This window comes from Micromonospora sp. H33, from assembly GCF_052068455.1.
Lineage (GTDB): Bacteria > Actinomycetota > Actinomycetes > Mycobacteriales > Micromonosporaceae > Micromonospora.
In genome coordinates, this window is the sequence record NZ_JBQHDE010000010.1 from 157,888 (window position 1) to 170,900 (window position 13,013).

A 13,013-nucleotide genomic window follows, 5' to 3' on the forward strand; every position below is an offset into this window, starting at 1 on the left:
CGGAGGGAAAGCAATAACGGGGGGACGCATCATGAATTTCAGGCGCCGAATGACGCTGCTCGCGGTGACGGTCGCGACCGCACCGTTGGCCCTCGGCGGGTGCACCGCCGACCGCAAGCCCGGTGGGGAGGGTCGGGCGGCCCCGCCGGAACTGGCCGTGACGCCCGCCGACCGGGCCCGGGACGTCCCGGTCAGCGCCGAGGTGGGTACGTCCGTGAAGGGCGGTCGGGTCACCTCCGTCCGGCTCACCGACGACAAGGGCGGGCAGGTCGCGGCGGAGCCCCGGGAGGACGGCTCGGGTTGGGTGCCGAGCGCGCCGCTGAAGCCCCGCCGGACGTACACGGCCGAGGTGACCGCCACCGGTGACTCCGGCAAGACCACCACCCGGAAGACGACATTCACCACGATGCCGAAATCCACCAAGCCGGCGATAACCAGCACGTTGTATTTCGCCGGTAATCGGACGTACGGAACGGCGATGCCGGTAACCGTCGCGTTCGACCCGCCCATTCCGAAAGAGGCCAGGGCGGCGGTGCAGCGCCGATTGTTCGTGAAGACCGACCCGCCGCAGCCGGGGGTGTGGTCCTGGGTGTCCGACGGCAGCCAGGTCTACTACCGGGCGCCCGACTTCTGGCGTCCCGGCACCACGATCAGTTTCCGCGCGGGGCTCGAGGGCCTGCCGATCGGCAAGGAGTACGTGGGCGACTCCGACCGGAAGGCCACCTCGAAGATCGGCAAGCAGGTCTCCCTGGAGATCGACAACGCCACCAAGCAGATGTCGGTGCTCCGCGACGGAAAGGTGGCGCGGAAGATCCCGGTCAGCATGGGCAAACCGAGCACGCCGACCTCCAGCGGCAAGATGGTGATCATGGAGAAGCACGAGTTCACTACGTTCGACACCCGGGGTTCGGCCGACCCTTACGTGGTCGACGTCGAGGACGCCCAGCGGCTGACCTGGGGCGGCGAGTTCATCCACGCGGCGCCGTGGTCGGTGGGGGACCAGGGCAACACCAACGTCTCGCACGGCTGCACCAACGTGTCGAACGAAGCCGCGGACTGGCTGATGGGTGTCACTCAGGTCGGCGACCTGGTGACGATCAAGGGCACCGAGGTGCAGCTGGACGAGGGGAACGGCTGGACGGCCTGGAACGTGAGCTGGGACAAGTACGTCAAGGGCAGCGCCCTGCCCGTGCCGGCCGGTCTGGCGCCGAGCCCGATGCAGCTGCCGCACCCCGGCGCGGTCGCCGGCGGCTCTCCCGCGCCCGTGCCGTCCGTCCGCGGCGGCTGACCCGCACGTACGCGGGGACCGGCCCGGAATGCGGGCCGGTCCCCGCGGCATCGGGGCGTCCGGTGGTCCGCTCCCGCTGTCCGGAGCGGACGGTCAGACCAGGGGCACCCGGGCCACCCCGGCGCCGGTCAGGCTGCCGAGCCATAGGTGGTCGCCGTGCTGGCGTACGCCGGTGACCATGTCGTACGTCCCGTTCGGACCGTGCAGGGTGCGCAGCACCTGACCGGCACCGTCCACCAGGGCGACCAGGCCGTAGCGCAGCGGCTTCGGCTGCACCGCCGCCGGCAGCACGGCCACCAGCTGCCGCAGCCGAGGATGCGGCAGCAGCCGCTCGACGACCGGCACGCGGGGGCTGGGCAGCGCGATCCAGTACGTCCCGTCGCCCACCGGGGCCACATTGTCCGGGTACGCCGGCAGGTCCGCGAGCACGGTGACGGTCCCGTCCGGCAGGCCGACCCGGACCAGTCGGTGCGTGGCTGTCTCCACCAGCATCAGCGCCGACTCGTCCGGGGTCAGCGCGACACCGTTGGGGAAGTACAGCCCCGAGCAGACCACCTCGGTTCGCCCGCTGCCCGGGTCGTACGCCAGCACCCGCCCGTTGGGGCGGTGCTCCAGCAGGTCGCGCTTCCAGTGCGAGACCGGGAACCGGCTCGACGAGTCGGTGAAGTAGACGGTGCCGTCCCGGCTGATCGCGGCGTTGTCGGCCAGGTGCGGCCGGGCGCCGGAGCCGCCCAGGTCCCGGACCGCCCCGTCCCCGGTCACCCGCAGGAGCCCCCGGTACGCGTCGCAGACCACGAGGCTGCCGTCGCGCGGGTCGACCTCCACCCCCAGCGGCCGGCCCCCGGTCTCGGCGAGCAGCTGCGGCCGGGTGCCCGCCGGCGCGTCGACCGGCCACCACCAGATGCGCCCGTCCTCCGATCCGCTGACCACCCGCCCCGCCGGGTCGATGACGACGTCCTCCGGGCCGGACACACCGTCGGGCAGGGGCAGCAGCTCGACGCCGTCGAGCCGGCGGTCGGTGGGCGCCCACGGCCCGTCGAGAGGCGGCGGCACCGTGGCGGGTTCGCGGACGGGACGGATCAGCCACGGTGCGCGGGGGCGGGGGACGACCATCCGCTCATTCTGGCCCGCCGATCCGTCCGGCGTCGCCCCCGGATCCGTCCGGCGTCCCTCCCGAGCCGCCGAGGGCGCGGCGTCAGGGGACACCGGCCTACCGCCACCGCGGTGCGCGGCGACCTGACGGATGGTCCTCGCGACGGCTCCGGGTGTCGCCCGGAAGGGGGATCCCCGAGGTCGGCGGGCGCGACCCTGGTCGTACCCGGATCCCGTCCCGCGGCACGACGGAACTGTCGGTGGTCGGAGCTAGATTCCTCGGCATGGGACAGCGGGACGACCGGTTCCACGTCGAGGTCAGCGTGGGTGCCCGGGTGGTGGACGTGCGAGCGACCGGCGAGATCGACATCGCCACGGTCGCCGCGCTGCGGTCGGCGCTGTGGGCCGTGCCGGCCCGGTCGGTGGTCCGGCTCGACCTGTCCGGCGTCCGCGTCCTCTCCGCCGCCGGGGTGCGCGCCCTGGCCGCCGCCCACCTGCGGCTGCGCGCCGGCGGTGGCGAGCTGGTGCTGCTGCGACCCGACCCGGTGGTCACCCGGGTCCTGCGCGTGACCGGCCTGCACCGGGTGGTCCGCGTCGTCGACGACGCCCCCGCGCCGGCGGCCGGCCCCGCCCTGATCGCCGCCTGAGACGTGCCGTGCGGGCCCCGGCCGGTGCCGGGGCCCGCACCGGTCAGCGGACGCCGAGCAGGTCGACGACGAACACCAGGGTCTCGCCCGGCTTGATGACGCCGCCGGCGCCGCGCTCGCCGTAGCCCAGGTGCGGCGGGATGGTCAGGCGACGACGGCCGCCGACCTTCATGCCGACGACACCCTGGTCCCAGCCGGCGATGACCCGCCCGCCCCCGAGGGGGAACTCGAACGGCTCGCCCCGGTTCCACGACGCGTCGAACTCCCGGCCGTTCGAGTGGGCGACGCCGACGTAGTGGACCCGCGCGACCTGCCCCGCCTGCGCCTCGGGCCCCTCCCCGACGGTGATGTCCTCGATGACGAGGTCGGCCGGGGGCCCGCCCTCGATCGGGCCGACCTCGGGCTTGCCTGCCTGGTTCATCCGGAAGTCTCCTGCCGTGTCCGTCGTGATGTCCTTCGCCCAGTGATCCTGCCGGATCGTGATTCGCCGATGTGTGCCGGGCGTACGCGCGACGCGCCGGACGCCACCCGGTGGGTGACGCCCGCTGTCGAGGGATGCTGCGGTGCGCGGGCCGCCGAGTTCGGCGGAGCGCCGTCGCAGGGGCGGCCGGCCGCCTAGGCTCGGGAGCGACGACGTGGTCCGGTCCCCCCGCCGGGTACGGGACGGGGCGGGTCGTGTCCCCGTACCGGCGCCGGGGACGAGGCGTCACGGATGCGGGGGGCGCCGGGTGGACGAGGCGACGTTCGCCGTGCCGCTGTGGGGTTGGGCGGCGGTCGGCGCGGTCATCGCCGTCATGCTCGCCGTCGACGTGCTCTCCCACCGGGACAACCACGTCATCGAGTTGCGCGAGGCAATCGTCTGGTCGGCGGTGTGGATCACCGCCGGTCTCGCGTTCGGCCTGGTGGTCCTGATCTGGCTGGGCGGCGAGCCGGCGGTCGCCTACTACTCCGGCTATCTGCTGGAGAAGGCCCTGTCGGTCGACAACGTCTTCGTGTTCGCGCTGCTCTTCCGCTACTTCCGGGTCCCCGACGAGTTCCAGCACAAGGTGCTGTTCTGGGGGGTGGTCGGCGCCCTCGCGTTCCGGCTCGTCTTCATCTTCGCGGGTGCGGAGTTGCTGCACCGCCTGGCCTGGGCCGGGCTCGCCCTCGGCGCGTTCCTGGTCTGGACCGGCTGGCGGCTCGCCGTACGCGGCGAACCGGACGTCGACCCCGACCGCAACCCGGTCGTCCGGCTGTTCCGCCGGCTGGTGCCGACCGATCCGCGCTACCACGGCAGCGGGTTCACGGCCCGCGTCGACGGGCGCCGCAAGGCCACGCTGCTGCTGGTCGCGCTCGTCGCGATCGAGGCCACCGACGTGGTCTTCGCGGTCGACTCGGTGGCGGCGATCCTCGCCATCACCACCGACACGTTCCTGGTCTGGACGGCGACCGCGTTCGCCGTGCTCGGTCTGCGCAGCCTCTACTTCTGCCTGGCCGGCCTGCTGCGGCACTTCGAGTACCTGCGGTACGGGCTGGCGGTCGTGCTCGCCTTCGCCGGGGCGAAGCTGATCCTCGCCGAGACCCCGCTGGGGGAGGTCCCGGTCTGGCTGACCCTGGCGGTGGTGGTGCTGGCGCTGTCCACCTCGATCGCGTGGAGCATGGTGGCCGCCCGGCGGGGACGCCGTCGAGCCCGCGAGGGACGGATCAGCCCGCCGGGTGGGTGAGCGGCGCCGCCAACTGGGCCGCCAGGACGGCGGGAGCCTCGGCGAGCGACGGTCCGTACCAGGTCAGGTGTCGACCCGACACCAGGGCGCACGGCACCCCGGGGAACGCCTCCGGCCCGTCGGTGGCGGTGAACCGGTACGGCTCGTCGGGCAGCACCACCAGCTCCGGCGCCCGCCCGCGCAGCTCGTCCAGGGGCGGCCGGGGGTACCGCTCGGGGTGGTCGGCGTAGTGGTTGGTCACGCCCAGCCGGCGCAGGACGTCACCGGCGAACGTGTCACGGCCCAGCACCACCCACGGCCGACGCCAGACCGGCACCACCGCCGGACGCGGCGCCGCGTCGGGCGGCAGCGCGGCCCAGGCGCGGCGGGCCGCCACCAGCCAGTCCGGTTCGGCCCGCGCGCCCAGCTCCGCCAGCAGGACGGCCAGCTCGGTGACCGCCTCGTCCACGGTGCGGGGGTAGGTGACCCGCACCGGCACGCCGGCGGCCGTCAGCGCGTCGGCGTCCTCCCGTCGGTTCTCCTCGACGTTGAGCAGGACCAGGTCGGGGCGCAGCGCACGGATCCGGTCCAGGTCCGGGTACTTGGTGCCGCCGACCCGGGGGACGTCCAGCCCGGCCGGGTGGGTGCACCAGTCGGTCGCGCCGACGAGCAGGCCGGGCAGCGTCGACGCCACCGCCTCGGTCAGCGACGGCACCAGCGACACGACCCGCACCGGCCCACCTCCCCGCTCCCGGTCCCGTCGATCATGCCGGGTCCGCCGCGGCGGGTTCAACGGACCGCCTCCGGCGTCCGCCGTCGGGCGTCGGCTGGGCCGCCCGGCCGACGTCCGCCGTCGTGCGTCGGCCGTACCGCCGACGTGCTGGACATGATCGACCGCCTACACTCGGCCGGTCGCCGCCAGGGCGGTGACTGGGACGGTGAACGGAACGGGGCGATGACGAGCGGCGGTGGCACGGACGGCGGCCGGCTTCGGGCGCTGCCCGCGGACGGCGGGCCGGCCCCGGTGCTGACCCGGGACGGCCAGGTCGCGTACGGCCCGCGCCGGCTGAGTGACCTGGTGCACCGGCGGCCGCCCGGCGTGACCGGTCACCAGTGGACCACCGCCCTGCGGGAGAGCTACGACCTCGTGGTCTGCGCGGCCGGGACCGGGCGGCCCACCGTCGCGGTCGAGATCGGGCCGCCGCCGGCCGCCGGTTCGCCGGGGCAGCGCGTCGAACGGATGAAGGACGCGGTCGCCGCCGCCGTCGGTCTGCCGGTGCTGCGGATCGGGTCGCCGACGTTGCGGCCCGCCGACCACGGGCCCGGGATCGTGGCGTACGTCCTCGACGCGCACGCCTACACCAACCGGTGGGCCGGGGAGCCGGGTGTCACCGGGTTCCGGGACATCGTCGGGCGGCTCCCGGACGGGCGGACCGGGCCGGTCAACGACCTCGGCGCGCTCACCCGCGCCGCGGCCGTCGAGGCGTACGTGGCGCGGCGGCTGTCCGACCCGATCGTGCGCGGACTGCACGTACGGTGGTCCGGCGGCCCGGCCGAGGGCTGGAGCTGGGTGGAGGTACGCCCCGGCGCCGTGCTGGTGGAGCGGGTCACGGTGGCGGAGCACCGGTTCACCTGCGGGGTCGACCCGGTGCGGTTCGCCGAGGACCTCGCCACGCTGGCGGTCGGTGAGCGGCTGCGCACACTGGACAGTGCCGAGCCGCCCCTGACGTCGCGGGACGAGCTGCGGGCCGCGATCCGTGGGCTGGCCGTGCGCCGTGCCGAACTGGTCGACGGCTTCGCGTTCGACCACCTCTGCGTCGACTGATCGGCGTCTCCGCGCGCCCCTCGAAACCCGCCGGAAATTTCCCTCGCCCCGGTTGAACCATCGCCGGGGCCGTTCCGTATCCATGCGGGAATGGACAGGATCTCCCCGACCGCGTCACCAGACGTGGAAGACGGTGCGGAAAGGGCATCGTCGGTTATCGACGTGCCACCGGTTACGGCCCTCCGGTAGACGCCGGGCCGTGCCACCTCAATTCCGTCGGTCCGCCGAGGTCTCGAATCAACTACCGGATCGAGAAGGAGAGCAATTCGATGCGCAGGTCCACACGGGCGCGCCGGTCATCCGGTAACGCGCGGAGCAAGCGGGTGCTGGCTGTGGTCGGCACGCTCGCGGTCTTCGGTGGCATCGTCGCCGTGACCCAGATCTCGTCGGCCGAGGACCGGCGGTCGAACCGGACCCGGCCCGCTGCCGCCGCCTGCGTGGAGCCCAGCCCGGGTGCCACCGCGCCGAGCGGGACCGGCACGACCCGTACCTGGCAGAACGGTCGCTGGGTGCGTAACCACTGGGGTGACGGCCAGCAGTCGGTCGAGGAGTGCCAGGAGACACGGGACGGCCAGGCCCCCGCGAACAACGGTGGCTCCGCCGTGGCCTGCCCGGACGTGGCCAGCCGGCTGCCGCAGGTGCCCGAGCGGGCCCGCGCCGAGGTGGACCGCAACCTCGCCCTGCTGCAGAGCCAGATCGCCGAGGCCGATCGTCGGCTCGCGGCCGAGGGACGCCGCGGTGAGGCGTTCATCCGCGACTCGATCCTGGCCCCGCTGGCCGGCAAGCGACGGGCGACGCTGGACCGGATCACGATCGCCGTCGACCGGTTCGGTCCCCGCCCCCGCGGTCTGTCCCAGCTCGCCGAGTGCCAGGTCGCGCCGACCGGAAACACCAACGACGGAAACACCAACGACGGAAACAACAACGACGGCGACAACAACAACGACGGCGACAACAACAACGACGGAGACAACAACAACGACGGAGACAACAACAACGACGGCGATAACGACAACGACAATGGTGGTAACAACAACGGCGGCAACGAGCCGGGCGCCGGGCTCGGGGTTCTGGCGAACGACTGCGACAACAGCCAGCTCCAGCCGCACGACGGTTTCCAGAACGGCAACCGCTGCGTGAGTACGGCCTTCGGCGAGGTGGGTGCCGCGGCGAACAACCCCTCCCTGCTGATCACGGACTTCCCGCAGGAGGTCCAGGCCAACCAGCCGTTCACGCTCCAGGTGAGCACCCGGAACCTGATCCGCGACCGGTTCCTCGCCGCCGGCCAGGGCGGGTACTACGTGGAGAGTTCGCTGCTCAACGGCGACGGGCTGGTGCGCGGCCACTTCCACACCGCCTGCCGCATGCTGGAGAGCACCGACGAGGCTCCGGGGAACCCGGAGGCGGTGCCGGCGTTCTTCGTCGCGACCGAGGACAGCCGGGGTGGCCGGGAGGCCGACGAGGTGACCATCCAGGTCCCCGGCATGCCGGAGTCCGGCATCGCGCAGTGCGCGGTCTGGGCCGGTGACGGTTCGCACCGCGTACCGATGATGGAGCGGGCCAACCAGACCCCCGCCTTCGACGTGGTGCGGATCGAGGTCAACAACTGACCGACCGCGGTGACGGGGCCGTCCGGGCGTACCGGGCGGCCCCGCGTCGTGCTCAGGCCGGGAGCGTCACCGGCGAAGTGGCCGTCGGCGCCGCGGCGGCCCGGAGCGCGGCGATCCGCCGCGTGCGGGGCCGCGCCGCGAGCAGGTTGGCGGCGGCCACCGCGAGTGCCAGCCCGAACAGGCCCAACCAGAGGGCGTCGACGGAGAACCGGTGGGCGACCAGGCCGCCCAGTGTCGGCCCGGCGAACGTGGCGAACGCGTGCCCGAGGGAGTAGACGCCCTGGTAGCGCCCACGCTGCGCGGTCGGTGAGAGGTCGGCGGTCAGCGCCGAGTTCGCCGGGGTCATGGCCATCTCGCCGAGGGTCCAGACCAGCACCGTGACCGCGTAGAACCAGACGCTGTCGGCCAGCGCGGTGAGCGCGAAGCCGGCACCGATCACCAGGACGGCGACCGCGACGGTGCGCGACCGGTCGAAGCGGCCGACCAGCCGCGGCACGAAGAGCTGCCCGAGCACGATCATGAGGCCGTTGACCGCGATGATCGGCCCGTACGCCGCGGCCGGCAGCCCGTCGGCCTGCAACGAGACCGGCAGCATCACGCTCGCCTCGATGCAGAGCCAGGCCAGGCCGGTCAGCGCGGTGAACGTCAGGAAGACCCGGTCCCGCAGGACCGTGCCCAGGCCGCCGGTCCCGGCTGGGGCGACCGGGCCGGTGGCCGCCAGGACGGGCCGGGACTCGGGAACCCGGAGACCGATCAGCGCGGCGGTGCCCAGCAGCACGGTGGCATTGATCACGAACAGCAGCAGTGGGTCCACGCGGACCAGCAGCCCGGCGACCGTCGCGGCGACCGAAAAGCCGATGTTGATGGCCCAGTAGTTCAGCGTGAGCGCCCGCAGCCGGTCCCGCTCACCGACCACGTCGATGATCGTGGCGGTGAAGGCGGGCCGGGCGACACCGAGACACATCCCGAGCAGCAGGGTCAGGGCGGCGATGGCGACGGGATGCCCGGCCAGGCCCAGCGACAGCGCGGTGGCCGCGGCCGAGACGTTACCGCCCAGCATCGCGGGCCGGCGCCCCCACCGGTCCGCCACGAGTCCACCCACCACGCCCCCGGCGGCGCTGCCGGCGCCGTGCAGCCCGATCACCATGCCCGCGTACGCGGGGCTGAAGTCCCGGACCGAGACGAGGTAGACGCCGAGGTAGATGGCGACGAAGCTGCCCAGCCGGTTGATCAGCGTGGCCGTCCAGAGGTGCCAGAAGGTCCGGGGAAGCCCGCCCGCCGTCTGCGTCCACCAGTGCCTCATCCGCCGCCCCCGTCCGGTCGTCCCCGTAATGGCTGCACAGCCTGGCGCTCATTACAACCCAGAGGTACGACAGGACGGGATCACCCGCCGGCGCGGGTGGTGCTGGTCACGATCCCGGCCGGAGGGAATGGTGCGAGCCGCAAATGCCGGCGGGGCCGCGCCGTTATCCGGCACGACCCCGCGCGGGCAGGCCCGCTCTTGGCTCAGCGGTTCTTGTAGGCCTCGACGACCTCGACCGGGATCCGGCCCCGCTCGGAAATCTTGTAGCCGTTCTTGGCGGCCCATTCCCGGATCGCGCGGTTCTGCTCGCGGTCCATTCCGGCGCCGGTTCCGGCTCCCCGTCGGGGCGCCCGCGACGTGTCGACGCCGCCGCGGCCGATCCGCCGACCGGCGCTGATGTACGGGTCCAGCGCCTTGCGCAGGACGCCCGCGTTCTCGTCGGACACGTCGATCGTGTACGCCACGCCGTCCAAGCTGAACTCGACGGTCCGATCGGCCTTTCCGCCGTCGAGATCGTCGGTCAGAACCGTGATTACTTTTCTGGCCATCGCCGATTACTCCCTGTGTGGGGGCGGGGTGTGGTCAAAGTTTGACGCATCCCGTCGCATATCCGCAAGAAAACGCGTCCTCCTCATTTCGGCGGGTCGGGTAATCCCTCGCCGAAATCGACGTGCGGCCGGTCGAAAAGTGCCGCTCGGTCACTGCGCGAGCAGGCCGGCGTGGCCCGCCAGAGCGGCGGCCTCGGCCCGGCTGGAGACGCGCAATTTGCGCAGCAGGGCGGCGGTCATCCGCTTGACGGTGCGCCCGGAGACGTGCAGCCGGTCGGCGATCTCGAGGGTGCTGTCTCCGGCGGCGATCGCACGCAGCAGGTTCCGCTCGTCCGCGGCCCTCGCCGTCGTCGCCCTGCTGGCGGGACTGCCCGGCCCGACGGTCGCCGCCCTGGTGCTGACCACGCTGGCGATCCCGCTCGCCGTGGCGGTCGGCGGCGGGAGCGGGCCCCTGCGGGAGCTGCTGGCGACTCGCCGGTCCATCGCGGCTCGACGTGGTCTGGGTCACACACCGGAACAAGGGGAACGGTTTGTTACTTGAGTTGAACACGCTCAACTCAATGCGATAGCAGGTATTCGATGGCAACTCTCCCGGTCCTTCCCCTGACCGACGCCGTACTGCTGCCCGGCATGGTCATCCCGGTGACTCTCGACCCGACCACCCAGGCCGCCGTCGACGCGGCCCGCGCCACCGGCGACCGCAGGCTGCTCGCGGTGCCCCGCATCGACGGCGAGTACGGCCCCGTCGGCGTCGTCGCCACCATCGAGAAGGTCGGCCGGCTGCCCAGCGGTGAACCGGCCGCCGTCGTCCGTGGCCTCGCCCGCGCCCGCATCGGCTCCGGCGTCCCCGGGCCCGGTGCCGCACTCTGGGTCGAGGCGGCCGACCTGACCGAGCCCGCTCCCGCCGGCCGCGCCCGGGAACTCGCCCGCGAGTACCGGGCCCTGATGACCTCGGTGCTCCAGCAACGCGGCGCCTGGCAGGTCATCGACGCGATCGAGCGCATGACCGACCTGTCCGAGCTGGCCGACTCGGCCGGCTACGTCTCCTGGCTCAGCCTCGCCCAGAAGACCGAACTGCTCGCCGCGCCGGACGTCACCGCCCGGCTGGAGCTGCTCGTCGGCTGGGTGAAGGACCACCTCGCCGAGCAGGAGGTCGCCGAGCAGATCAGCACCGACGTGCGCGAAGGGCTGGAGAAGTCCCAGCGCGAGTTCCTCCTCCGCCAGCAGCTCGCCGCGATCCGCAAGGAACTCGGCGAGGACGAACCGGACGGCTCCGCCGACTACCGGGCGCGCGTCGAGGCCGCCGACCTGCCGGAGAAGGTCCGCGAGGCGGCGCTCCGGGAGGTCGGCAAGCTGGAACGCGCCAGCGACGCCTCCCCGGAGGCCGGCTGGATCCGCACCTGGCTCGACACCGTCCTCGAGATGCCGTGGAACACCCGTACCGAGGACAACACCGACCTGGCGGCGGCCCGCGCGGTGCTCGACGCCGACCACGCCGGTCTGGCCGACGTGAAGGACCGCATCCTGGAGTACCTCGCGGTGCGCAACCGACGCGCGGAGCGCAACCTCGGCGTGGTCGGCGGCCGCGGCTCCGGCGCGGTGCTCGCCCTCGCCGGCCCGCCCGGCGTCGGCAAGACCAGCCTCGGCGAGTCCGTCGCCCGGGCGCTCGGCCGGAACTTCGTCCGGGTCTCCCTCGGCGGTGTACGCGACGAGGCGGAGATCCGCGGCCACCGGCGCACCTACGTCGGCGCGCTGCCCGGCCGGATCGTCCGCGCGCTGCGCGAGGCCGGCTCGATGAACCCGGTCGTGCTGCTCGACGAGGTGGACAAGCTGGCCGTCGGCTACTCCGGCGACCCGGCCGCCGCCCTGCTGGAGGTGCTCGACCCGGCGCAGAACCACACCTTCCGGGACCACTACCTGGAGGTCGACCTCGACCTGTCCGACGTGCTCTTCCTGGCCACCGCCAACGTGGTGGAGACCATCCCCGGCCCGCTGCTGGACCGGATGGAACTGGTGACCCTGGACGGCTACACCGAGGACGAGAAGGTGGCCATCGCCCGGGACCACCTGCTGCCCCGGCAGCGGGAGCGGGCCGGGCTCACCGCCGACGAGGTGACGGTCGCCGACGAGGCCCTGGCCCGGATCGCCGGCGAGTACACCCGGGAGGCGGGCGTCCGGCAGCTCGAACGCGCACTGGCGAAGATCCTGCGCAAGGTGGCGGTCGCGCTGGCGACCGATCCCGCGCCGGTACGGGTGGACACCGACAACCTGGCCCGCTATCTGGGCCGGCCGAAGCACACGCCGGAGTCGGCGGAGCGCACGGCGGTGCCCGGCGTGGCCACCGGCCTGGCGGTCACCGGCGCCGGCGGCGACGTCCTCTTCATCGAGGCGACCAGCATGGAGGGCGAGCCGGGGCTGACCCTGACCGGCCAGCTCGGCGACGTGATGAAGGAGTCCGCGCACATCGCCCTGTCGTACCTGCGGTCGAACGGGCGGCGGCTCGGGCTGGACCCGAACGCCCTCGCCGGACGGCGGATCCACCTGCACGTCCCGGCGGGCGCGGTGCCGAAGGACGGCCCGAGCGCCGGCATCACCATGGTCACCGCCCTCGCGTCCCTGGCGAGCGGCCGGCCGGTACGCCCCGAGTTCGGGATGACCGGCGAGGTGACCCTCTCCGGCCGGGTGCTGCCCATCGGCGGCGTCAAGCAGAAGCTGCTCGCCGCCCACCGGGCGGGACTGACCGAGGTGATCATCCCGAAGCGCAACGAGCCGGACCTCGACGACCTGCCGACCGAGGTACGCAGGGCGCTGACCGTCCACACCCTCGCCGACGTCGCCGACGTGCTCGCCCTGGCGCTGCGCCCGGCCGACCTCGACACGGAGGCGCTGGACGGTCCGACGGCACTCACCGCCGCCTGAGGTGTAAGGAAGGGCCCCTTGTTAACGCCTGGCGTTGTACAAGGGGCCCTTCCTAACGGGCGCGAACCGTCCGTGGCGGTGCCACCCGCGTTGCCCGTC

General features: G+C 73.2%; 12 protein-coding genes. 6 read left to right on the forward strand and 6 right to left on the reverse strand.

Going from position 1 to position 13,013, the window contains the following annotated elements:
• Positions 1-31: 31 nt before the first annotated feature.
• Positions 32-1,288, forward strand: a complete 1,257-nt coding sequence (locus ACTMS0_RS21430) for an Ig-like domain-containing protein (RefSeq protein ID WP_441157018.1) — start codon at positions 32-34, stop codon at positions 1,286-1,288.
• Between the two features lie 93 nt (positions 1,289-1,381).
• Here the strand turns inward: ACTMS0_RS21430 and ACTMS0_RS21435 are convergent, their stop codons facing one another.
• Positions 1,382-2,401, reverse strand: coding sequence for an SMP-30/gluconolactonase/LRE family protein (locus ACTMS0_RS21435; RefSeq protein ID WP_441157019.1), 1,020 nt, complete (start codon positions 2,399-2,401; stop codon positions 1,382-1,384).
• A 263-nt stretch (positions 2,402-2,664) separates the two neighbouring features.
• On the opposite strand from ACTMS0_RS21435, the gene ACTMS0_RS21440 reads away from it, so the two are divergent.
• A complete protein-coding gene (locus ACTMS0_RS21440; protein WP_441157020.1) occupies positions 2,665-3,027 on the forward strand; it encodes an STAS domain-containing protein in 363 nt (120 codons plus the stop codon).
• Positions 3,028-3,070: 43 nt separating this feature from the next.
• On the opposite strand, the gene ACTMS0_RS21445 is transcribed toward ACTMS0_RS21440, so the two are convergent.
• A complete protein-coding gene (locus ACTMS0_RS21445) occupies positions 3,071-3,448 on the reverse strand; it encodes an FKBP-type peptidyl-prolyl cis-trans isomerase (protein WP_441157021.1) in 378 nt (125 codons plus the stop codon).
• Between the two features lie 307 nt (positions 3,449-3,755).
• Between ACTMS0_RS21445 and ACTMS0_RS21450 the strand changes: the two genes are divergently transcribed.
• Complete coding sequence (locus ACTMS0_RS21450; protein ID WP_441157022.1) at positions 3,756-4,730, forward strand: TerC family protein; 975 nt, start codon at positions 3,756-3,758, stop codon at positions 4,728-4,730.
• Here ACTMS0_RS21450 and ACTMS0_RS21455 read toward each other — a convergent pair.
• Complete coding sequence (locus ACTMS0_RS21455) at positions 4,711-5,442, reverse strand: helical backbone metal receptor (RefSeq protein WP_441157023.1); 732 nt, start codon at positions 5,440-5,442, stop codon at positions 4,711-4,713. The genes ACTMS0_RS21450 and ACTMS0_RS21455 overlap by 20 nt on opposite strands.
• Positions 5,443-5,595: 153 nt before the next feature.
• Here ACTMS0_RS21455 and ACTMS0_RS21460 point away from each other — a divergent pair, with 153 nt between their 5' ends.
• Together ACTMS0_RS21460 and ACTMS0_RS21465 are read left to right on the forward strand one after the other, a co-directional pair.
• A complete protein-coding gene (locus ACTMS0_RS21460; RefSeq protein WP_441157024.1) occupies positions 5,596-6,534 on the forward strand; it encodes a hypothetical protein in 939 nt (312 codons plus the stop codon).
• 323 nt (positions 6,535-6,857) lie between these two features.
• Entirely contained in the window at positions 6,858-8,144 is a 1,287-nt protein-coding gene (locus ACTMS0_RS21465) for a hypothetical protein (RefSeq protein ID WP_441157025.1), read from the forward strand.
• 52 nt (positions 8,145-8,196) lie between these two features.
• Here the strand turns inward: ACTMS0_RS21465 and ACTMS0_RS21470 are convergent, their stop codons facing one another.
• From ACTMS0_RS21470 to ACTMS0_RS21480, 3 genes are all read right to left on the reverse strand, one after another.
• Positions 8,197-9,447, reverse strand: a complete 1,251-nt coding sequence (locus ACTMS0_RS21470) for an MFS transporter (RefSeq protein WP_441157026.1) — start codon at positions 9,445-9,447, stop codon at positions 8,197-8,199.
• A 203-nt stretch (positions 9,448-9,650) separates the two neighbouring features.
• Positions 9,651-9,995 carry a histone-like nucleoid-structuring protein Lsr2 gene (locus tag ACTMS0_RS21475; protein ID WP_441157027.1) on the reverse strand — a complete coding sequence of 115 codons (345 nt, stop codon included), beginning with the start codon at positions 9,993-9,995 and terminating at the stop codon, positions 9,651-9,653.
• Between the two features lie 150 nt (positions 9,996-10,145).
• The gene (locus ACTMS0_RS21480; protein WP_441157028.1) at positions 10,146-10,400 is read right to left on the reverse strand and encodes a LuxR C-terminal-related transcriptional regulator; all 255 of its coding nucleotides are present in this window, start codon (positions 10,398-10,400) and stop codon (positions 10,146-10,148) included.
• Positions 10,401-10,574: 174 nt separating this feature from the next.
• Here ACTMS0_RS21480 and lon point away from each other — a divergent pair, with 174 nt between their 5' ends.
• Positions 10,575-12,914, forward strand: a complete 2,340-nt coding sequence (lon, locus tag ACTMS0_RS21485; protein ID WP_441157029.1) for an endopeptidase La — start codon at positions 10,575-10,577, stop codon at positions 12,912-12,914.
• The last annotated feature ends 99 nt before the right edge of the window (positions 12,915-13,013 follow it).

Coding starts and splice junctions, on each gene's coding strand:
- ACTMS0_RS21430 (WP_441157018.1), top strand. CDS start 32: ATGAATTTCAGGCGCCGAATGACGCTGCTCGCGGTGACGGTCGCGACC.
- ACTMS0_RS21435 (WP_441157019.1), bottom strand. CDS start 2,401: ATGGTCGTCCCCCGCCCCCGCGCACCGTGGCTGATCCGTCCCGTCCGC.
- ACTMS0_RS21440 (WP_441157020.1), top strand. CDS start 2,665: ATGGGACAGCGGGACGACCGGTTCCACGTCGAGGTCAGCGTGGGTGCC.
- ACTMS0_RS21445 (WP_441157021.1), bottom strand. CDS start 3,448: ATGAACCAGGCAGGCAAGCCCGAGGTCGGCCCGATCGAGGGCGGGCCC.
- ACTMS0_RS21460 (WP_441157024.1), top strand. CDS start 5,596: ATGATCGACCGCCTACACTCGGCCGGTCGCCGCCAGGGCGGTGACTGG.
- ACTMS0_RS21470 (WP_441157026.1), bottom strand. CDS start 9,447: ATGAGGCACTGGTGGACGCAGACGGCGGGCGGGCTTCCCCGGACCTTC.
- ACTMS0_RS21475 (WP_441157027.1), bottom strand. CDS start 9,995: ATGGCCAGAAAAGTAATCACGGTTCTGACCGACGATCTCGACGGCGGA.
- lon (WP_441157029.1), top strand. CDS start 10,575: ATGGCAACTCTCCCGGTCCTTCCCCTGACCGACGCCGTACTGCTGCCC.